The organism is Anabaena sphaerica FACHB-251, assembly GCF_014696825.1.
In the GTDB taxonomy this organism is placed as follows: Bacteria; Cyanobacteriota; Cyanobacteriia; order Cyanobacteriales; family Nostocaceae; genus RDYJ01.
On sequence record NZ_JACJQU010000002.1, the window covers coordinates 554,708 to 578,446 of the forward strand.

The window sequence follows — 23,739 nt, forward strand, 5'->3', positions numbered from 1 at the left end:
GTATGACAAAAAAGTAATTTAGTATAAAAATGATTAATCAAGGTGTAGTCAAGTTAAATCATTTGATGAAAACACTGGTTAATCAACTTTATTATGGAGACAATTTAGAAGTTTTAAGACGTTATATAAAAGATGAGTCTGTTGACTTGTGTTATATTGATCCTCCTTTTAATTCTAAACGTAATTACAATCAAATTTATAACAATATTGGTTCAGAAGATAAAGCACAAGCTCAAGCATTTATTGATACTTGGGAATGGGATGATCACGCTATTCATGGAATAGATGAAATTACTACTAATTATCATAGTTTATTTACTCAACAATGTATTGCTTTAATTACAGGTTTAAGTAATGTTTTAGGAAAAGGAAGTTTACTAGCTTATTTAGTAAGTATGACTTTAAGGATAACAGAAATTCATCGAGTTTTGAAACCCACAGGAAGTTTTTATTTACATTGTGATCCTACTGCAAGTCATTATTTAAAGTTAGTCTTAGATGCTGTTTTTTGCCCTAATGGTGGAGATTCAATTAATGAAATTATTTGGTGTTATGAAACTGGTGGGAGATCGAATAATTTTTATCCTAGAAAACACGATACAATTTTATATTATTGTAAATCAAAAAACAGATTATTTAATGATAATTTAGTTAGACTGAAAAGAGATACTTCCACTATGCACGAACCTGTTTTGGAAGATGAATTTGGTCATAAATATCAAAGAAATATTAAAAATGGTAAAGAATACAGATACTATTTAGATAAAGGTGTTTTACCTAATGATTGGTGGATAGATATTCAAGCTCTTAATCCTTCTGCAAAAGAAAGACTAGGTTATCCAACACAGAAACCAGAATCATTATTAGAAAGAATAATTAAAGCCAGTTCTAATGAAAATGATATAGTATTAGATGCCTATTGTGGATGTGGTACAACCGTTGCAGTTTGTCAAAAATTAGATCGACAATGGATAAGAATAGATATAACTTATCAAAGTATTAGTTTAGTCTTAAAAAGATTGGAAGATAGCTTTGGTAAAGGAGTTTTAGATACTATAAAACTGCATGGTATTCCTAAAGATATAGAAAGCGCAAGAGCATTAGCAAATAAAGTAGATGATCGCACCCGTAAAGAGTTTGAAAAATGGGCAATCTTAACTTATACTAATAACCGAGCAGTCATTAATACTAAAAAAGGTGCAGATAAAGGAGTAGATGGAATTGTTTATTTCCAAGGTGATAAAAATGAACCAGAGAAGGTAATTTTTCAAGTAAAATCTGGAAAAGTAAAATCAGGAGATATCCGAGATTTATTAGGAACAATGACGCTAGAAAATGCCAGTATAGCAATATTTATAACTTTAGAAATTCCTACTAAAGAAATGCTTAAAACTGCCAAATCTGCTGGTTTTTATCAGAGTAAATACATGAGTCATAGTTGTGATAAAATTCAGATAATCACAGTTCAAGATATTATTGAAAATAACCAAAGATTAAATATTCGTTTAAGTTATGAAGTTGTAAAAAGTGCTGAAAAACAAAAAGAAGTGGGAGTGCAAATAAAGATGGATTTAGATATTTGATAAATATAACAAATAACTTTTAAGTAGGTTGGGTTGACAATAGGAAAACCAACATTTTTTTATATTTATTTATAATAATTGAGATAGAGTTTATATTATTCACTTTCAATTCTCTCCCATAACTCAGAAATAGGTCTAGTTGTTTCCTATCTGTGTAATTACGTCGTTATAAGTCATAATTGCTATGACGAGAAATTAATTTTCTTGTTATTGTATTATATTGTATCACATCGCTTTGACATTATTTTTGACCGAATTTCAGATATTATTATCTGTAACATGAACAATTAACAACGTTTTTCAGTCTTGGTTGAAAATAAACCCATCAGCAAAATTCAGATTTGCCATTAAGATAATGAATGTTTTACTTGTATATCCGCTATTTCCCAAAAGTTTTTGGTCATTTGAAAAAACCCTGGCTTTGCTAGATAGAAAGGCAATGTTACCACCTCTGGGCTTGGTGACAGTAGCGGCTATTTTACCCCAAGAATGGAATTTTAAGCTAGTAGACCGGAATATTCGCCAAATCACAGAAGCAGAATGGGCTTGGGCGGATTTGGTAATTTTATCAGCGATGATTGTGCAGAAAGAGGATTTGCTTGCACAGATTCAAGAAGCAAAACGGCGCGGTAAGCGTGTCGCAGTAGGTGGTCCTTACCCGACAGCATTACCCAACGAAGTCACAGACGTGGGTGCAGATTATTTGATTTTGGATGAGGGAGAAATCACCCTACCATTATTTATAGATGCAATTTCCCGTGGTGAGTCTTCAGGGATGTTTCGCTCTGGTGGTGAAAAACCAGATGTTAGCACCACTCCCATTCCGCGTTTTGACTTGCTGGAATTTGATGCTTACGCGGAAATGTCGGTGCAGTTTTCCCGTGGCTGTCCCTTCCAGTGTGAATTCTGTGATATTATCGTCCTCTATGGTCGCAAACCCCGCACCAAAACACCAGCGCAACTCCTCGCAGAACTTGATTATCTTTACGAATTAGGTTGGCGACGCAGTATTTTCATGGTAGATGATAATTTCATCGGCAATAAACGCAACGTCAAATTATTCCTGAAAGAACTCCAACCTTGGATGGTTGCACATCATTATCCTTTCTCTTTTGCAACAGAAGCTTCCGTTGATTTAGCCCAAGACCAAGAATTGATGGATGCAATGGTAAGATGTAATTTCGGGTCTGTGTTCTTGGGAATTGAAACCCCAGACGAAGAAAGCCTGGCTTTTACGCAAAAATTCCAAAATACGCGAGATTCCCTCAGCGAAGCTGTACATAAAATTACACGCTCCGGGTTGAGAGTCATGGCAGGTTTTATTATTGGTTTTGATGGCGAAAAAACAGGTGCTGGGAGAAGAATCGTTAAATTTGTGGAACAAACATCAATTCCCACCGCTTTATTTAGTATGCTGCAAGCCTTACCTGATACAGCATTGTGGCATAGATTAGAAAAGGAAAACCGACTCCGCAGTAAATCTGCCAATATCAATCAAACCACATTGATGAATTTTGTCCCTACACGGCCTTTAGAAGAAATTGCTAGTGAATATGTAGAAGCGTTTTGGGAACTATACGAACCATCACGATTTTTAGACCGTGCTTATCGTCACTTCCGCATTTTAGGTGAAGCAACTTATCCAAAAAAAGGCAAACGTGCGAAAAAACAAGTGAATTGGAAAGTATTGCGGGCGTTGTTAACTATTTGCTGGCGACAAGGTGCATTACGTAATACCCGTTGGCAATTTTGGCGCAATTTGTGGAATATGTACAAACATAATCCTGGTGGTATTAGTAGTTATTTATCTGTTTGCGCTCAAATTGAGCATTTTTTGGAATACCGTCAAATTGTGCGGGATGAAATTGAAGCTCAAGTTGCTGAGTTTCTGAAAGCAGAAGCTAAGGTCAAACTTGAAGAAGAAAAAGCGCAAGTTTTAGTTTAGTTTCAATCACAAAACTCCACACACTCACTTTGAGGTGTGGAGTTTTAATTAGAAATTAAACAGTGAAGTAATTATTGGGTGTTAATGTTTCAGTAGTCACGGTATCCAGTTTTCCTAACAGCTGAATCAACAAGTCACTATTGGCATTAAAACCAGTCAAGCCATCATTAACTGACAGATAAGTTTTTTGATTCCAACCTAAGAATACCGCTTGATTGACATCTAATGCTTGATTTCCCAGAGTGTTGGGATCAACATCAGTATAAACAGCATCAAGGGCTGCACCCAAGGTAGAATAAGTCTTTCTTGACAAAATCCCAGCATTGAATACGGCTGTGGGTAGATTATTTAGGACAATGCGATCACCTCCGGTGGGCGGAACGCCATCGCCCTCTTCCGGGTTAAAATCATGAATTAGATCACTCTTTCCTAAAATTGAATCACTAAAATCCTGATAGATAAAGAAATCTGCATCATTACCACCGACGAGAATATCTTTACCATGACCACCATTGATGCGATCGCTACCATTGAGTCCCAAAATAATATCATTACCATTAAGTCCTGAAATCCTATCATCATCTTGACGACCGATGAGAATATCAGCACGATGAGAACCAATGATAGTTAAACCTGAAGGCGTATCATCAACATCGTTAATGGTAACAGTCAATTCCTGCTCGTAAATCAAATTACTTTGGTCAGTAGTCCGCACGCGAATACTGTAACTAGACTGAGACTCAAAATCTGGAGAAACATTGAGCAAAAGTTGGTTATTGCTAATCGTAAATGCACCATTATCAGTGCTTCCGTTTCCAGTTACTAAACTGTAAGTATGGGAATCATTCAAATTAGGATCAATAGTTGTGAAAGTTCCTACTACAGTACCAACAGGAACATTTTCACTTACACTACTTTCACTGAGGTTAATGTTAGTGGGATTTTGAGCAGTGTAGAGATTCAATCCTACAATAACCGGATCATGGTCAGAAGCACGGAATTGATCAGGATTATATAAACTGGTTTGTTGTCCTCCTGATTTAAACTCAGTGTTATAGTCTAAAACATTTGGTTCATCGGCGTTAATATGCCATTTTTCCGCCCCCGTCACCTGTGCTGCTAAACTGCCAGTAGCTAAAGCATGATCCAAAGAACCCCACTGTCCATTAAAGACGTAAGAATAAGAGGTATCAGCAAGCAGATTGGTATATCCTGCATTTGCCAGAGTTGTCAACGGATCTTCTTGAGCATAGGCGTTGAGGTCGCCTAAAATCAAGTAATCAGAGTCAGATGTACCTGTGGGGTTTGTCGCTAACCATGCAGCTAAATCTTCAGATGCACGGGTACGAGTACCATTAGATAAACCTTGACCATCTCCCGCATCAGCATCACCCACACCTCCAGCACTTGAACCTTTAGATTTAAAGTGATTAACAACGGCTGTAAATTGTTCACCAGTCGAGTTTTGTGAGAAAGTCTGCGCTAGAGGTTTGCGGTTATTATTATCAAATGCTCCTTGTCCGAAACCGTTAGCTACTGTCACTGCTGAACCAATGGGAGTAACTTGACCGGGTTTGTAAATCATCCCCACCGCAATTTCATCAGTTCCTAGTTGGGAAATCCCCGGATTGATAAAAGCATAAGTTCCCGCACCAGCAACGTCATTGAGTCCATTAACTAAATCTTGAATCGCACTGGTAGAACCATAACCATCATTTTCTATTTCCATTAATCCGAGAACATCAGTCCCAGAGTTGATAATGGCTTGGATAATTTTGTCTCGTTGACGTGTGAATTCTGCGGAGGTATCTGCACCCCGTGAAGTAGGGAAACCACCACCAGTACCATTCCCATTAAAGAAGTTGAGAACGTTGAAACTAGCAACTTTGATTGTACCACCTACATCCGGTGCTGTTTCTGGACGAGAATTAGCTGGTGTAAAGTTAACACCTGTGGAAGTTTGAATGCGATAACCTTCAAAACGCTGGTCTAAAACTCCAGTGACGCTAGATACTGTGTCACCACCGCGTAAGGTGTTGGTAGCACTGAGAGGATTACCACCACGACCGAATAAAATCGGGTCAGGGTTTTGAGTAGAACGACCATCATCAAGGATAATGCGACGGTTAGCAATCTCTTCTAGATAAGCAGCATATCCACTGACACTAGGAGCATTAAATTGAGTATATTGTTCTAGTCTGCCATCTGTACCAAGTTGATTACTAGCACCGATTGCGGAAAGTACAACTTGGCCAAAACGACCTAATTGAAAATGTTCAGTAACTGTTAAATCACCAGTTCCCGCACTCACATTAACTAGCATTCCTTCATAGCTTTCTAAGTCTGCAATGCTAGTAACAGGAAACTGAATATTAGTAACAGTGGGTAAGTTGTTAGCACCTAAATTTACAACATTGGTTAAACTCGAAAGTTGAGTTAAGCTGCTGCTAATACCGCTGCTGGTGCTGGTAAATTCTCCTACGGTTCCGGTAATGCGGACTTGATCACCAACGTTACCAGAAAATAAGCCTGTAGGATCATAAACAAAGATAGCTTCTGAGGTTGTAGAGTCACCATCAGCATCTGCATCTTCTTCTTGGACATAAAAGCCGTTGAGTTGAGAAGCACCAAGGAAAGCACTAACAACAATACCCTCTATGGTTTGAATTCCACCAAAAGCAGCATTGAAAGTTGTAGCATTACCTTGAATATCATGAATTTTGGTAATAGCAAATTCATCATCTGTAACTGTGACATCAGCGGTAACATCAATAAAGCCAGTTGCAGTTGCTGTAATGGTCACATTTTGAGAACCATCTACCACAGCATCATCTACAGCATTGACCGCAAAGGTGGCGTTATTTTGTCCAGCAGCAATAATTACTGTGGTTGCAACTGTTGCTTCTGTGGTGTCGTTACTATTTAAGGTGACAGTCAAGGCGTTATTTGTATCACCTGTGCGAGTAATTGTACCTGTGGCTGCATTTACTCCTGCAATTTCTGAGAAATTATCAGGAGTAATTGTTAAATTTAGAGTTGGTGTAGGTTGTCCACCTCCGCCGATTGTGTGGCTACCTAATCCATTAAAAGTATCTTGAGTAAAGCCTTCCCATTCTATAGAAGGGTTGAAAGCATCGTTAGGATTAGTATCTCCAGCAATGATATTTGATTTGCGGCGTATTATATTATCTGCTGTACTAATTAATTCGCTTCCCCATTCACTACCGGGGTCAAATCCAACTTGACCAATTACATCAATGATAATATCACCTTTCTTGAGAGCGATCGCATCATCACCATTAAAAAAGTTACTAGTCGATTGTTGATCTGTAACTGCTAAAATAGCGGCAACAGCATCATTATCAGCCACAACAAATACATCACCATTAGCAACTGTCCCTGTTAAGTTAATAGTTGTTCCTGGATTTGTATTGCCATTGAAATAGAATTCAAGTTTATAACCACTTGCAGCTAAATCTATCGCTGCACCTGTGCCATTAAAAATTTCTATAGCCTTATTAAAGCTGCTACCTTCAACATATTCGGAAATGAAAAGATCAGTTGCAACTGGGTTAATTACACCACTAGAAATGCTAATACTATTAGTTGGTAAAGCAGTTCCAGAATTATTAAAAGTCCAATTTGCTGAATTATTAATTGCTGCTATCCAGTCATTTTTTGTTCCACTGCTTAAAGTGTTGAGATTAAAAGCGGCATAAGTAGCAGAACTATTGAATAAAACTGCGGTGTTACTATCTTGAGATAATCCTGTAATTACACTCCCGCTTGTGGAACTGGTCGCATCTTCAAAAGTAGCAGTGTTATCAATTTGATATATACCTGTAATTCCCGAATTCATCGGGTTAGATGTATTGGTAGATTGAAATGCGGCTATTTGTTCTCCAGATTGACTAAAAGACAGGTCATTATAGCTACCTGCGGTAGTAGTACCAATTTGCCCTGTTTTTGTCCAATTAAAATCAGCAGAAATATCAATGCTACTAATAACCGTACCAGCAGCAATATCACTGTTAGCTATAAATTGAATTAGATTTTCATTACCATCACCGTCAGTTGCAGATGAACCTCTAAAACCTGTACCAGTCCAACCATTATCAGTGAAATAAATTACTGTACCTGCACTAATTGGTACGAAGTTTACGAATGAAAATACATCAGGAATACCATTAGTGATGTAACCAATAATCGCAATATCACCGGGATTAAGAATTGTAGCAGCCATGAATATCCTTAAAGATTGTGTTTTATGTACAGCGATTTCTAATGCGTGCTAAAAAACAACCGCATTCCTACTTATTTGCTGTGAATTTTTGTATCCATAATCAGGTTATCTCAGCAATATTAAGAAATAGCTAGGAAATAGTTAAAATAATGGTTAATAATGGTTAATATCATGCCGTATTGATACTATTAGCATTAACACCCTCAATAATTAGGGTTTTATAATTCGTAGTTCTGAAAATATTGTTGGTATTTAATCACTAAGTTAGCAAATATCCATCTTCCATTTTTACAATCCGACCTGCAATATCTAAAATCCGATGATCATGAGTAACTAACAAAATAGTACAACCTTGTTCTTTTGCTAATTGCTGCATTAAATTAACCACATCTCTACCAGACTTACTATCTAAAGCTGCTGTCGGTTCATCTGCTAAAACTAACTTGGGATGAAGTACCAAAGCACGTGCGTTCGCGTAGCGTACCGGAGGTAATCGCTACCCGTTGTTTTTGTCCCCCAGAAAGATGATCAGGATAATAATTCAATCTTTCTCCTAACCCCACTGTTGTTAACATTGCTGCGGCTTTTGCTTGTGCTTCTTGAAAAGAAATAAGTAGGTAGGCGGGAAAATTTCAAGGTATGTCATTGCGAACGGAGCGTAGCGGAGTGAAGCAACCGCAAGGGTTTTGATGATTTTACATTTTGTTACATAGTTAGGTTTATTTGTGCCTACCTACTTAGTATGATAAAATGCTTTGAAAAATTCCACATATTCCCAATAGATAACATTGTAGAGATGTTACATACAACGTCTCTACACCTTAATTTGCTAATGGGTAATCACATCCTGAGATGATAAATGCTGCCCAATAGTAAGGATGATTATAAGGCTGTGTGTGAGGTGATAATTTTCTATTATTATCAACTTGCATCGTTACATAATTCCTCAGTCTAGAATCCTCTGGATGCAGATTAGTCAGTAAGTCTTCATACCATGTGATTAGTTCCGCAACAGTTAGATTTTTTAACCATGTTGTAGCTTCAGATAAAGCAGTTACTGGTGATTGATGGAAAAGTAATCTGCGGTAAAACTCGATAATGACTAAAGCCGTAGCAGATGATTCAACTGGCCAAAGTGTACTCAACACATAAGGAACACCCCCACGGAGTAACCCAGTTGCTAAACCTACATATTCACCGCTGATATTCTGATTATTATTACTAACATTCTCGGAATTTGTCAGAGTAACCAGATTGTAATTACTAAAAGTATGTTGACTGATTTCTGCTAAAGTCAATTTATCTTCACCTGCCAAAACCAACGCAGATTTTTGAACTTCACTTAAATTATTGATAGCGTGACCCGTAAAATGCAAGATGTTGTAATTTGTGGATAAGGCATTTTCTAAATTATCTTTTGTAGCTTGTGAACCTTGGATGCGTTGGGCATTATTAAACATCTTTCTCACAATTGTTGCTGCAAAGTCAGCAAATTTTATTTCCTCATTAGCTGCGTGTTCTATATTTTCAACACTGAGAAATTGTTGCTGTTGCCAATTTGATAACCTATCAGTTTTTAATTCCAGTCCTATTTGAATACTGGGGAGATAATTGATGGTGTAATTTAGTAAATTCTCCTGATTAAGAGGGAAAAGGGCGTGAATGGGTAATTTGTGTAAATCACGATGGGGAATTAAAATCAGGTTGGTAATACCTTCAAGTTCCTGAATAATTGTGGAAATATTGAGGATGTTTTGCAGTTGTAATAACCTTTGTTGTATATCCAACCACCAGGAATGATGGCAGTGATTTTCTAGGTCTTGATTTTGGCGATATTCCTGATATTCTTTTTGCCAAACTTCTAGCCAATTTTCAAATTCAACTAGGCGCTGTACTGCTTCAGGGATGCCTCCTATATCTTGTATGGGTGTTAATAAAAGTATGGGTGATGGGGCTTCATATTTAATAATGAAGGTGTGTAAGGCAACAGGGCTAAGATGCCAATAAATAACAGCAGTTGTAGAATTGAGTAGTTGTTGAATAGCTTGATAGTTGGAAGAATAAATTTCATCACTCCAACCAGAAAGCAGTAATCTTAAACAGGTATTTTTAGAATGTTCAGCAATTTCCCAAGCTTCTACTAAATCACCTGTATCTACAGCTAAATCAACTCCTAATTGTTTCAATCCTGCAAATTTCAAAGCTAGTTGTTTTTTACTTTGTTCAGGGCGAGTTATTTGATTAAGTAACTGTTGTAATAAATCTAGACCTTGTTGTTGTAATTCCTGTGCTGCTAATGTTTGTCCTAAACCAATCAGCACTTTGGTTAGGGATTGCAAAACATCCAGGTGCAATTCTGCAAAATCTTCGGCTGTGAGGGTTAATAGTGCCTGTTGATACTCAGATATAGCTTTTTGCCAAAAATAACGAGGTATGGTTTGTTTTTTACCATGTTCGTAGTGTGTATTCCCAAGTGCTAAATGCAATCTTCCCCAACCTTCCGGGTGGGTATCTGGGCGGAGATATTTTAACCCTTCTTCATAAGTGGCTAATTTGCCCTCATAGCCACGCTGATTGAGTGCAGGATTGGATGTAGCTATGCTACTGGGTATACTCAGAGACGCTTTGTTATTAACTACATTTCCCACTGCCCAACCACGACCAAGCCAAGCTTCCCAGTAATCGAGTTTGATTTCTAAGGCGCTGTCATAGCAAGAAATGGCTTCTGCCAATCTGTCTAAATAAAACAGGGCTACAGCTTGATTGTACCAAGCGAGGTGAAAATCAGGTTTAATATTTATGGCTTGTTGATAGGAACTAATAGATTCTTCTCGTCTGCCTAAATTTTCTAAGGCAATGCCTCGGTTATACCAAGCTAAGTAAAAGTCAGGTTGAATAGCAAGGGCTTGATCCCAAGATGCAATGGCTTCTGACCAGTGTTTGAGGTTAAATAAGACTACACCCCGGTCAATCCAAACTTCGTGATAATCAGGTTGAATTTCTAAAGCTTGGTCATAGGAGGCGATCGCATCTTCAAACTGCTCAACTACCCCCAGTGCTACCCCCCGGTAATACCAGGTTTCCTGATCTTGGGGTTGTAAATTCAAAGCTTGGTCATAACTAGAAATAGCTTCCCAGATTAGCCCTAACTTCAGCATTGCCAAACCGCGACTAGCCCAAGCTTCTTGGTAGTCCGGTTTAAATTCTATAGCTTTATCAAAAGAAGCGATCGCCTCATCAAAGTCCCCAAACTCGCCGAGAACTCCCCCTCGATTGTACCAAGCTTTAGAGAAATCTGGTTTGAGACCAATAGCTTGGTCATAAGCAGCGATCGCTTCCTCAAACCTTTGTAAGTGAAACAGAGCCAAACCTTGATTAAACCAATATTCGGCAGATTCTGGTTGCAGTTTAGTTGCTTGATTGTAAAAAGCCAGCGCCCCCAACAAATCACCAGATTTAGCTTGTTGTAAACCTTGGTAAAACCATACTTGTGCCTGATTAGTGACAGTCAGTTGAAAAGCAGGTCGTGGAATAATTGTTTGGCGTTGATCACGCAGTGCCAGTTCCGAAGCAAGTTGCTGGACTAGATTGTTACTTTGTTCTAACCTCACCACCAACTCATCTAGAGTTTGTGCAACCTTCGGCTCCAAATTAGCCAAGGACTGATCCCAATTTTCTGCCAAAGGAGATGCTAAAACTTGCTCTACCTCCTCCTCAAAAGTCCCCAGGTTATCTTCCCCTGCATACTCATAAATGACAGCCTCAGATGCCTCTGCATCCTGATAACTCAACTGTTGTAGGTTACTTGTCCATGACTCCTCCAAGCTGATCGATACTGGCTGGATATTTACACGCTCTTGGTGATCATGCTCCCATAATTGTTCACCCAAATCCCGCAGCAATTGTTGTCCCGGAGTGTTTAAGACTGGTTCTGCTGGTGGTGTGGCTGCCACCTCTGCTGGTTGTAGATTTTCCTCATGCCTTTGGGCTAAGAACTCACGGCTTAATAACTGGATGCCAATTTCATAGGCAAGTTCACCAACTTTGCCTATATTTAGTTCGCCCAGTTTTACCATTCGCGTTGCGATCTGACTATTTGGCGCAGGTGAAGACAGCAATTTTTCACCAAATATCAGCAGCCAATCGATCCAACGCTCAACAGTAATCCGGGGTTCCATCCGCTGCAAATACTTCAGCGCCCATTGTTGTCCCCGCGCTTGATGTACACCTTCAAGCAACTCGTTAAACAACACTTCCAGATCCACGTTGGTTAATTCCGGTAGAGACTCTAGGGTCTCATATCCCTTCGCGCCGTCGGCATCATGTGTCCGACGACTGTCAAAGGAATAATTGAAAAACTTGTTAAGCCACTGCAATAGCCACCTGAGCATTTGCCACATTCTTGGATTTTCTTTCTCCTAGATTGTAGCCATCGTTGTGTCAAAAAAAATCATTAATTACCTAACAGACTAATCAATTAAGTTGGGAATGCGTTGATCTAGCCGCAAAAACTATACAAAACTTTATCAGTAAACAGAAATTACTGCGGCTGTTCCTCTCAATTTTCCGGGGGAGACGATTCACTAAATGCCTGTGATTGATTGATCAGTGTCTGAATAATTATTTGTGGATCATCAGTTTCAATTCCCAAATCTTGGGTAATTTGCTGGCGCAAGTTCTCATTCTCCTGCAACATCACCAATAATTCATCCCAAGTCACAGTTTGGTATTCTTCCTCTGGTAAATTTTCATCAGGGGTAATTTCGCTGACAGCATCTGGTCCGTCATATTCCCAAATCGGTTCACCTTGGGTGCGCGTCAACAATTGCATCCCAATTTCATATGCCAAGTCGCCAACTTCACCAACGCCCAACTCACCAAACTGTACTAACCGTGCCGCTAATTCGTTATTAGGTTTTTTGGATGCTAGTAATCTCTCCCCAAATCGATTTAGCCAATCTAGCCAGCGTTGAGTGCTGACGCGATGCTCAAGTTTATGTAACCAGTTTTGCGCCCAAGCCTGGCCTCTCGCTTGATGAACTCCTGCTAAAAGTTCTGTAAACAGAAATTCTAGATCCGTATCACTTAGGGGAGGTGCTACTGTTTTTTCCACATTCTTTTTTACAGGACTTTGTTTACTACCAAACAAACCCTGAAACAATCTTTTCAGCCACTGAATTACCCGCTTGAGCATCTGCTGCACCATTGAGTGTTGCCTATTAAAATTTTAGCGATGTCCGTGACCATATTGGGGAGTTGGGGAGATGAGGAGAATTAATCAAATTCTGCCTTTTGATTATTGAGTAAAAAGCTACCTCAATTATTTTAATTTTTCTGTAAATATATTTAGAGAATTTATTTCCCAAAGGAAACTGCCATGAGTTGTTAAAATAGTGAGACCCCAAAATCGAATGGTGGTGATACTCCATAACTGTTAACTGTTAACTGTTAACTGTTCACTGTTAACCGATTAGTCTCCATGTCTTACGAACCCCTACACCACAAGTATCGCCCCAAGAGTTTTGCTGAACTAGTGGGACAAGAGGCGATCGCTACTACTCTTACTAATGCAATTAGCTCCTCAAAAATCGCCCCTGCCTATTTGTTTACTGGCCCCAGAGGTACGGGTAAAACTTCTAGCGCCCGGATTTTGGCTAAATCTTTAAATTGTCTTAAAAGTGACAAGCCAACCGCTGAACCTTGTGGCGTTTGCGATATTTGTCAAGGCATTACTAAAGGCTATTCCCTGGATGTGATTGAAATTGACGCTGCTAGTAATACTGGTGTTGATAACATCCGCGAATTGATCGAAAAAGCACAGTTTGCCCCGGTGCAGTGTCGGTATAAGGTTTATGTGATAGATGAATGTCATATGCTCAGTACCGCTGCGTTTAATGCGTTACTGAAAACATTAGAAGAACCACCGAAGCACGTTGTTTTTGTCCTAGCCACAACCGACCCCCAGCGAGTATTACCAACAATTATTTCTCGCTGTCAAAGATTTGATTTTAGACGCATTCAGTTAGAAGCGATGGTCAAACATTTAGGTGCGATCGCCTCTAAAGAAAACATCAGTATTGCGCTGGATGCCCTCACCTTGGTAGCACAAATTGCACAGGGAGGATTGCGAGATGCGGAAAGTTTACTTGATCAACTAGCTTTATTTCCTGGGGAAGTCTCACCCGATCAAGTGTGGGATTTGGTGGGTTCAGTAAGTGAAAAAGATTTGTTGGCTTTATTAGATGCGATCGCTCAAGATAATTCCGAAGTAGTATTAGATGCTACCCGGCAAATCCTAGATCGGGGACGGGAACCCCTGACAATTCTCCAAAATTTTGCCGCCTTCTACCGAGATTTACTCATTGCCAAAACAGCCCCAAACCGTCAAGATTTAGTTGCTTGTACTCAACAAACCTGGACAACATTAGTTAACTTTGGCCACAGGTTAGATATCACTACTATTCTGCGCGGACAGCAACATTTAAGAACAGCAGAACTCCAACTAAAAAACACCACTCAGCCGCGTTTGTGGCTAGAAGTCACATTACTCGGCTTATTACCCAGTGCAAATATTCAGCCACAAGCGCCTAGTGTCCCGCAAGCAGTCAATACACCTGCGGTATCTCCACTTCCTTACCCAGCAGCATCTTCACCCCCACAGGCTTATAGCCAACCAAATTACAATTCTCCAGTATCACCACCTCCAGCAGCTTATAATAACCAACAAAATCATAATTTAACGCCCAATACAGTATCACCACCTCCAGCAGCTTATAATAACCAACAAAATCATAATTCAACGCCTAATACAGTATCTGCACCTACCCCAGAACCTGTTTATACTCCTCCGCCACCAGAGACAACACCTACAGCACCCGTACAGGAAGTTGTGGCAGGATCACAGTATGACTTAACTCAGATTTGGCAACAGGTACTTGCTAATCTTCAACCACCATCAAGGAGGGAAATGCTACGTCAAATGAGCCAACTTCTGGATTTTGATGGCGCTTTTGCTCGTATTGCTATTAAACAGGCATGGTATGAGAAGGGCAAATCTGATCTGCCGATAATTACAACTGCTTTTCACCAAACTTTTCAGCGTGAAATCCAAGTAAATTTGGAAAAAGCAACTTCATCAACTTCTACCACAGCCAGAAGAAATCCTCCCCCACAGGATTCTACTCGTGTTCCGCAACCACCGACGACACCCATTTATCACCAGCCAGTTCCAGCACCAGCACCACAACCAGTATCACAACAGCCAGCACCAGTACCACAACCCACCCAACCACCACCAAAAATTGAGCCTATAGTCACCAACACAGACCCAGTACAAAACTTTGCACCTCCACCAAGTCAAGCACCTATATCACCAAGACCTATATCACAAGCACCTGTATCAACTTGGGATAATGATGAAGTAGCAAAGGCAGCTAAAAGTTTGGCAGATTTTTTCTCTGGGGAAATTATTCGCCTCACAGATGATACTTTTGACTTATCTGATACTGGGGTTTCACTAGATGTTGAGATATATGAAACAGATTATGACTATGAGTGAACTACCCACACTGACTTGTTTTTCTCATGCTTGTCCCTTATATCCCGCCACTGATTCGGAGTACCAAATTCAGTGGGGGACTTACGGCGTAATAGTTAAATCTGCGTTTGTGGTAATTGGTCATTGGTCATTAGACATCTCCGGTAATTAAATGTGCGTGCTTTGAAACCCTTGTAGAGACGTTCCGCCGGAACGTCTCTACCATATTTCCGGAGAGGTCTATTGGGTTATTAACTTCCCCCTGCCCCCTGCCTCCTGCCTCCTGCCCCCTCTAAACTCCTGAACTATTGTTTTTCAAAAGTTTTTGGATCATTTCCGCTAGTTGTTTTAGTTTCACGGGTTTAGTTAAATACTCGTTTGCACCAGCTTGGAGACATTTTTCCTGATCACCAGGCATAGCTAATGCTGTCAGGGCAATAATGGGAATTGATACCAGTTGAGGATTAGCACGAATTTGACGCATTGCTTCTAAACCGTCCATCTCTGGCATCTGGATATCCATGAGAATCAAATCAGGGGTTTGAGAGTTAGCTTTGGCGATCGCTTGGTGTCCATTGTTCGCCAGAATCAGCTGATAGCCGCGAGCTTCAAGATAGCTCGAGAGGGCATCAATGTTGGCCAAATTATCCTCTGCTAGTAGAATCATTGGTGGCTTGGTGACTGGTTCCGCTGTGACGGTTGAATTCAGGAATTTGGTGATATCAGTCTGCCCCAGTTGCTCTATGGTGGTGGGAAATTGGGATAAAGTGGGGATTCCAGTCCGTTTGGGGATATAGGGTAAGCGCACAGTAAAACAACTGCCTTTGCCAAGTTCGCTACTGATACTGATGAAAGCACCATGCAGTTCGACTATTTGCTTAACTAAGGTCAGTCCTAAACCTGTACCTGCATACTTGCGATTTAGACTACTTTCAATTTGCATAAAGGGCTGAAAGAGTTTATCCATATCTGCGGGGGCAATACCAATACCTGTGTCAATGACGGAAAAGCAGAGGGAATAGAGAAAATCCGGCTGACCTGAAGGACAACCTTCATCTGCTTGACAGACTTCTAGATGTTCCAGATGAACAGCCAGCGTCACCTTACCACCAGAGGGCGTAAATTTGACGGCATTATTGAGCAAGTTAATTAATACCTGCCGCATCCGTCGTTCATCGACAATGATTTCTCCAAAGTCTTCTTGAAAAGCAGTTCTAAGTTGAATGCTTTTCTGCATTGCCTGTTGTTTGACGAAGGACAAACTGGAGTTGCACAGTTGGATAACGGAAACGGAGTCCATCTTCAGTTCTAGCTTGCCAGCTTCGATCTTCGAGACATCCAGGATATCGTTAATCAACTCTAGCAGGTGTCTCCCGCTGCGTTCAATGGTTGAGAGGGACTGTTTCTGGCGTTCATTGAGGATTCCAAATACCTCCTCCTGTAAGCCTTCTGATAGACCCAGAATAGCGTTAAGGGGGGTGCGGAGTTCGTGACTCATGTTGGCAAGAAACTCATCTTTGAGGCGGGTAGCACGGGTGAGTTCAGCATTGGAAAGTTCTAATCTTTGTTCGTATTCCTTGCGAGTCCGTATATCACGCAGAATAGTTGAGAAAAATTCGACCTCTCCCTGGGGAGATTTATGGGCGATGATCAATTGGGATACAGGAATTTCTTCTCCCTGGGCGTTTAGCAATGCGGTTTCTCCCACCCAAGTGCCATTAGCGATCGCTCCTGGTAATCCTGCTTCTAATACCAATTTTAGCGCCCATTGGGGATGGTAATTAGGAATATGTTTATCTTTAACGGAAGCATTGCTATCCAGATTCCAGAGTCGTCTAAACTCTCGGTTATTCCAGAGTACCTTACCAGATGCGTCGGTTATACCAATGTAATCGGTTGAGGCTTCTAGGATGGCAATCAGTCGGTTTTGTTCTTGTTCTAGACGTTTGCGGTCGCTGATATCGGCAAAATAACCCACAATCTCAATTATTACTCCCTCATAGTTTCGCACTACCCGTTGTTCATCCCGCATCCACAGGTAATGACCGTTCTTGTGGAGAAAACGGTACTCATACACATGATACCCCTGCTCCAACAGGTTGGGTAATTTGGCAAAAACTCCAGCTTTGTCTTCTGGGTGAATGTGGTTAGCCCAGAAGCCTGATTCTTCCATAAATTCTGCTGTTGTATAACCGAGAATGCTCTGAATATTCTCACTGATGAAAGTTGCCCTAAAGTCACCTGATGGTTTACAGGTATAGATAATCGCCGGACTGGAGGAGAGGATAAATTGCATTCGTTCTTTGAGGAGTTGATTTTCCAGTTCGGCTTGTTTGCGTTCGGTAATATCCTGGGCTGTACCGATTGTCAGCTTAACTTTGCCCCTATCATCTCGCTTAAACACAGAATCCCGACTATAAAGCCAACGCCACTCCCCATTGGCGTGTTGCATTCGATATTCAAATTCTAAAATTTCCCCATCCTGAATAGCATTTAATCGAGCATTTTGGGCTGGTAATTGGATCAGGTCATCAGGGTGCATGACATTTTGGAAGAAGTTTGATCCCATTGCCTGAATCTCTTCCGGGGTGTAACCTAAGATAGTAGCAATTTCGCGGTTAACGTAGACATTACGCTGTTCTTGGATGTCATAGAGATAGAGAATGTTGGGTGATGCTTCAGCAATTTGTTGAATAAATTGCTGGCTTTCTTTGAGGGCTAGTTCAGCTTGTTTGCGCTCACTCACATCTTTCATGAAGCAGTGATGGCCAATGAATTCCCCTTGCTCGTTATAGGCAGAAATCATTGTCAGTTGCTGATAAAAAATTGTCCCATCTTTGCGTATCCCCCTGGCTTCTGCTTCCACTTTGCCCGTTTTCAGCATTTGCTGATAAGCTGCTTCCATGCTGGCAATGTCTTCTGGATGAAAGGTTAGCTCCCACATCATGCCGATCATTTCCTGGGGTTCATAGCCACACAGACTGGCATAGGCAGGATTGACAGAGAGATAACGTCCCTGTGTGTCTAATCGTGAGATTCCCTCAACGGCATTTTGCATGGCCGTATTCATCTCTTGCAGTGCGGCCGTTCGCTGTTCAACCTTGATTTCTAGTTCTTGGTTTAACTGTGCTAATGCTCTTTCTACCTGGACACGCTCATTAACATCCTGTACAGTGCCAAACAACCGTTTAACCAGTCCTTGATTATTGAGTTCGGCTCTAGCAACAGCCTCCATGAACCGAAAAGACCCATCAGGCTGGTATGCTCTCAGCAGTAGTTGATAAGGTTCTCCTTGATAAATTGCCCATTGCACTGCTTGGTGGAGTTTTTCGGCATCCTCTGGATGGTAAAGTTGCAGGTTTTCTAGGTAAGTTGGTTCTCCCAGGGAAGGATCACGTCCTAAAATGCGGAATAGTTCCGCAGACCAGGTAATTTTCCCGGTTTCAATGTCAAATTCCCAATTGCCAATCTTGGCTACCCGTTGGGCTTCGGCTAATCGGGATTGACTTTGGCGTAGAGCAAGTTCGGTTTGCTTTTGTTCAGTAATATCCTCAGCCATTGCGGCAATGCGGTAAACCTGCCCAGAGCTATCCTTGATGGGGAAACATCGTCCCCATATCCAACGAATCGAACCATCGGGTTGAATAATGCGGTATTCTTGATGAAATAATCCCTGTCCGTCGGTGGCTTGATGGGCAGCATGGATGCGCTCCTGATCATCCGGGTGGAGAACAGTCATCCAGGAGTCAGAATCTTGATAGAGACTCTGGCAGCTTTGCCCCCAGATTTCCTCGTAGGCAGGGTTCACATAGAGTAACTCTCCAGAGTCTACCTGACGGAGTAACATGACTCCGTGACTGTTTTCTGCAAACTGTCGAAACTTCTCTTCGCTGTCCCGCAGGGCTACTTCTGCTTTTTGTCGTTGTGCTATTTGGGTTTGTGCTGCTTGGTAAACAGTGCCTTGTTGAATGGCAATCGCTAGTTGGATGCCGATCTCTTCCAACAAAGTCAAGTCGGTAGCATTCCAGTGGCGATAATCTGTACAGTGATGCCCGATTAACAATCCCCACAACTGTCCAGAAACCAAAATTGGTACAACTAGATTGGCTTTTATCTGATATTGCTCTAAAAGTTGCACGTGACATTCTGCATACCCGGATTTATGGATATTATCAATGGCGATAGTCCGCCCTGAGCCATACAGTTCTACAGCTTGCTTCTGAAAACAGGGATCTTCAATGCGATGGGCGATAGATGCAGTCCAACCTTCACCTAAAGACTCGGCCACAACGATACCGCTCCAATCTGGCTCAAACTGATATACAATGATGCGATCGCACTTTAAGAATCCCCGTACTTCTGTAACGGCTGTGCTGAGTATTTCCTGTAAGTTCAAGGAAGACCTAATTTGAGTGGAAATTTGGGTGAGCAACCGTTCCCGTTGTACTTGCGTCTCTAATGCGGCGGTACGCTGTTTTACCTGGCGTTCTAGTTCGGTATTGCGGGCTTGCAGTAACTCTAGTTTCTCAGACTCCAATCGGGATACTTTTTCTTCTAGGGTTTCTACCATGCGGTAGATTTCCATCGGATTCAGCACATTTAACAAACTGGTTTGGGTGACAATGCCTAATAACCTATTTTTCTCGTCTGTCACTACTAACCGATTAATTTGTCGTTCTTGCATCAACATCCGCACTGACCAGAGGGAAATATCTCCCCGCACAGAAAACACAGGGGTACTCATGACGGTCTGTGCCTGTATGGTGGCAAAATCTAGCTCTAAGGCTAAAAACTGGACTATATCGCGCTCGGTAATAATTCCTATGGGAATCGGGTGATGCTCATCGTCTGCTACAATCACTACTGAACTAACCTGATTTGCCGTCAATAATTGAGTTACTTCAACGATGGTAGTGGTGGGTTGGGTGTGAACCACTTCTGGTGTCATGACTTCTGATGCTACACGCAGATGTAACAGGTCAATAGGGCGTAATAGTTGTCGCAAACTGTCATGGGTGAGCAATCCTAGCACTTTTCCCTGCTCATCTACTAAGGGCAAATGGCGAACATGATGCTGCTGAAATATGCTCAGTGGCACAAAGAGGTTGGTGAATTCTGAAGCTTGCAGGGTGATCACTGGAGACACCATAACTTCAGCGATGGTTAAATCTGATAGGTTACGTTCTGTAGCACTCAGTCTCACGAGATCCCGTTCAGTGACAATCCCCACCAGCCGCTTATCTTCTAAAACCAGTACGCAACTACTTTGAGAAGGAGCCAGTAATAGTTCTAGTTGAGCATCAATTTTGCAGGTATAGGAGCAGGTTGTACCACCTGCACTCATTAATGTGATAGCTTCCACTACACAGGCATTCGGTGCGATCGTCAAAGGATGACGAGCAATCGCAGTTTCTAAATCCATGTCTGTGAGAATAGTTGCAGACACTTTGTTACCTCAATGCAAAAATGGTAGTTTTTTGTGTTACCTGGTAGGATCATAAAATGATATATAAAACTCTATTTCCAGCCAGATCAGTTATTAGTTATCGCGGTTTATTATTCACTGTCTTTTGCCTATTTTGAATAGATAAATCAAATAGGAATGCTATGGTTTAGGCATAATATTGAGACATGAATTTGTCGGTAATAGTCCAAAGATGATCATCTAATTTAGTGAATATCCATTCAGCAATATACTCTGGAACCCCACCATAAAATGCTTCGGCAATACCACCTGTAATACAAGCAATAGTGTCACTATCCCCACCAATAGAAATAGCATTACGAATTGCATCTTCAAAATCAATTGATTCTAAAAAAGCAATAATAGCTTGAGGAACAGAACCTTGACAGGACATATCATATTCATAATTAGGTCTAATTTGGTCTAAGGTTTGCTCTAAGTTATAACCAAAAGTATTTTGGATATAAGATTTGATGGTAGTTTTATCATAGCCAGTACGGGCTAAAAAGATAGATGCGGCTGTTGCTTGTGCGCCTTTGATGCCTTCAGGATGATTATGAGTAACTTCCGCACTATGTCGGGCTTCTTCCAAGACAATATTTAGGTCATCAAACGCCGATGCTATCGGACTAACCCGCATCGCTGAACCGTTACCCCAACTATTGTATGGCTCGGTACTACTGGAATTTGCCCACTGCATAAAATGACCGCCATAACTAGCATGGGGATATTCACCGTAATAAGATTTGAATTGCTGAATATATTGGAATTTATCAATATATTTGGTTTTGTCCGGGAATTCGTCGGCATTGAGAATAACTTCAGCAACCGCCAGGGTTAACACTGTATCATCTGTGAAATGACATCTATCGTCGAAAAGGGGAAAGTCCTTAGTTTTTATATTGTCAAACTCATACACTGAGCCAATAATATCACCTGCGATCGCACCTAACATACTTGTCTCCAATCTGTAATATTTAACTTAGTTTTTTTCAGGTGTACTACGGCGTTATAGTCTAGTACGCCTTCTAAAGAACGTTTACTTTTATCTAGTAAAACATTACCTTTGTACCAATGCACCTGCAAATTCCCTGACTCAATAGGCGCAATATTGACTTTTCCCTCAAATTCGCCCCAATTATTCCGTAAAATTACTTGAAACACAGGCTTTAAAACTACATCATTACCACGCATTCCTCAACACCGCCTCCCGCACAGCCCCAGCAATAGCATCCTTGCGTTCCTGTACCCTATACTATTAAACTGCTTACCCCGACGTGTGGCAACAAAAAAACAACCTTCTGGTAATTCCTTTTCTGGTGGTGATAACATGGACTTATCATAAAATAGGCTGAAAACCCCGGAATCAACTCTTAAAAACCCCAAAAAATTTTAGGGTTGATGTCTTTTAAGCCGGCGATGAAAGCCAATTGAGGCGTTTACGCCGAGCGTGACTCGATGATCAAAAATTACTAACTTTGGCGTTAATAGAAACAGAAATAATTTAATTTTTTTCTCAGGACAAGAGGCAGATACGCAAAGAGTATTAAATTATATCGCTCTCTTGATATATATCTTGGGAGAGTGACAAAATTCTCATTTCAAAGACCTAAATAGTAATAGTGTCTAACCAAAAAACTTCTCTGCGTTCTCTGCGCCTCCGCGTAGGTAAAAATATGACTACAACTTTATTACAAACCAATTCCCTGGAATCATTACTAGGTAAAGAAGCAGAAGATTTGCTGACCTACAAAGCCAAGGTTTCTTCAGATTTGCTGCATTTACCAGGAGCAGATTTTCTAGATCGAGTGTGGATAAATAGCGATCGCTCTCCTCGTGTGCTGCGAAATTTACAACAAATCTATTCTACTGGCAGATTAGCAAATACTGGCTATCTCTCTATTCTCCCTGTAGACCAAGGTATTGAACACTCGGCCGGGTCTGCTTTTGCACCTAATCCTATTTATTTTGACCCAGAAAATATTGTTAAATTAGCAATAGAAGCTGGTTGTAATGCTGTGGCTACAACTTTAGGTGTATTGGGCAGTGTTTCCCGCAAATATGCCCATAAAATCCCCTTTATTGTCAAAATAAATCATAATGAATTGTTGACTTATCCGAATCAATTTGACCAAATTATGTTTGCTGATGTTTGGCAAGCTTGGCATTTGGGGGCAACAGCAGTAGGGGCAACAATTTATTTTGGTTCAGAACAGTCTCCCAGACAAATTCAGGAAGTAAGTCAAGCTTTTAAACACGCCCATGAATTGGGAATGGCAACTGTACTTTGGTGTTATCTGAGAAATAGCAATTTTAAACAAGATCAAGATTATCACCTTGCGGCAGATTTAACAGGACAAGCGAATCATTTGGGTGTAACCATTGAAGCAGATATCATTAAACAAAAGTTACCGGAATGCAATAATGGTTATGGGGCAATTGCCAAAGCCACTGGTAAAAGTTACGGTAAAACTGATGAGCGAGTTTACACAGAATTAACAACGGAACACCCGATAGATTTAACTCGTTATCAAGTATTAAATTGCTATGCTGGACGAGTAGGTTTAATTAATTCTGGGGGCGCTTCTGGTAAAAATGATTTTGCGGAAGCGGTGCGGACTGCTGTCATTAATAAACGTGCTGGTGGTACAGGATTAATTTCTGGAAGGAAGACTTTCCAGCGTCCGTTTGAAGAAGGGGTGCAGCTGTTTCACGCTATTCAAGATATTTATTTATCGCCTATGGTAACTATAGCTTGACTTTCTTTTGCTGTTAATTAACCCCAGATACCCGAAGTATTGGAGAATTCGGGTATCTTGTCGTTCAATTACCGAAGAAAGGCAGAGGGCAGTCTTGCAGGAGGCAGAAGGTTTGAGAAAATAATAGACCTCTGCCAAAAGGGTTTAAAGCCCACGCCACTTGACGGCAGTTGCTTGATGCGGGGGAACCCGTCCACCGCAGTGGCTC

The 23,739-nt window shown here is 40.8% G+C and carries 11 protein-coding genes and 1 pseudogene; 5 read left to right on the forward strand and 7 right to left on the reverse strand.

Annotation, left to right across the window (positions count from 1 at the left end):
- The first annotated feature begins 29 nt into the window (after positions 1-29).
- Together H6G06_RS06180 and H6G06_RS06185 are read left to right on the forward strand one after the other, a co-directional pair.
- Positions 30-1,583, forward strand: coding sequence for a DNA methyltransferase (locus H6G06_RS06180; RefSeq protein WP_199306590.1), 1,554 nt, complete (start codon positions 30-32; stop codon positions 1,581-1,583).
- 355 nt (positions 1,584-1,938) lie between these two features.
- Positions 1,939-3,528, forward strand: a complete 1,590-nt coding sequence (locus H6G06_RS06185; protein ID WP_190558094.1) for a B12-binding domain-containing radical SAM protein — start codon at positions 1,939-1,941, stop codon at positions 3,526-3,528.
- A gap of 55 nt (positions 3,529-3,583) precedes the next feature.
- Here the strand turns inward: H6G06_RS06185 and H6G06_RS06190 are convergent, their stop codons facing one another.
- The 4 genes and pseudogenes from H6G06_RS06190 to H6G06_RS06205 all read right to left on the reverse strand — a co-directional run bounded on the left by H6G06_RS06190 (position 3,584) and on the right by H6G06_RS06205 (position 12,977).
- Positions 3,584-7,771, reverse strand: a complete 4,188-nt coding sequence (locus H6G06_RS06190) for an ExeM/NucH family extracellular endonuclease (RefSeq protein ID WP_242039602.1) — start codon at positions 7,769-7,771, stop codon at positions 3,584-3,586.
- A gap of 259 nt (positions 7,772-8,030) precedes the next feature.
- Positions 8,031-8,382, reverse strand: a pseudogene (locus H6G06_RS06195) (ATP-binding cassette domain-containing protein); the annotation flags it as partial.
- Positions 8,383-8,592: 210 nt separating this feature from the next.
- Positions 8,593-12,171 carry a CHAT domain-containing protein gene (locus H6G06_RS06200; protein ID WP_190558097.1) on the reverse strand — a complete coding sequence of 1,193 codons (3,579 nt, stop codon included), beginning with the start codon at positions 12,169-12,171 and terminating at the stop codon, positions 8,593-8,595.
- Positions 12,172-12,329: 158 nt separating this feature from the next.
- Entirely contained in the window at positions 12,330-12,977 is a 648-nt protein-coding gene (locus tag H6G06_RS06205) for a hypothetical protein (protein WP_190558099.1), read from the reverse strand.
- A gap of 273 nt (positions 12,978-13,250) precedes the next feature.
- Here H6G06_RS06205 and H6G06_RS06210 point away from each other — a divergent pair, with 273 nt between their 5' ends.
- Positions 13,251-15,329, forward strand: coding sequence for a DNA polymerase III subunit gamma/tau (locus H6G06_RS06210; protein WP_190558100.1), 2,079 nt, complete (start codon positions 13,251-13,253; stop codon positions 15,327-15,329).
- A complete protein-coding gene (locus H6G06_RS06215) occupies positions 15,316-15,480 on the forward strand; it encodes a hypothetical protein (protein WP_190558102.1) in 165 nt (54 codons plus the stop codon). Before H6G06_RS06210 ends, H6G06_RS06215 begins: the two co-directional genes overlap by 14 nt.
- Before the next feature lie 120 nt (positions 15,481-15,600).
- Here the strand turns inward: H6G06_RS06215 and H6G06_RS06220 are convergent, their stop codons facing one another.
- From H6G06_RS06220 to H6G06_RS27970, 3 genes are all read right to left on the reverse strand, one after another.
- Entirely contained in the window at positions 15,601-20,754 is a 5,154-nt protein-coding gene (locus H6G06_RS06220) for a PAS domain-containing protein (RefSeq protein WP_190558104.1), read from the reverse strand.
- 166 nt (positions 20,755-20,920) lie between these two features.
- Positions 20,921-21,727, reverse strand: a complete 807-nt coding sequence (locus H6G06_RS06225; protein ID WP_190558106.1) for an ADP-ribosylglycohydrolase family protein — start codon at positions 21,725-21,727, stop codon at positions 20,921-20,923.
- On the reverse strand, positions 21,721-21,966 hold the full coding sequence (locus tag H6G06_RS27970) for a hypothetical protein (RefSeq protein ID WP_190558108.1): 246 nt from the start codon (positions 21,964-21,966) through the stop codon (positions 21,721-21,723). The genes H6G06_RS06225 and H6G06_RS27970 overlap by 7 nt, the downstream gene beginning before the upstream one ends.
- 482 nt (positions 21,967-22,448) lie before the next feature.
- Between H6G06_RS27970 and H6G06_RS06235 the strand changes: the two genes are divergently transcribed.
- Complete coding sequence (locus H6G06_RS06235) at positions 22,449-23,531, forward strand: class I fructose-bisphosphate aldolase (protein ID WP_190558541.1); 1,083 nt, start codon at positions 22,449-22,451, stop codon at positions 23,529-23,531.
- Positions 23,532-23,739: the final 208 nt, after the last annotated feature.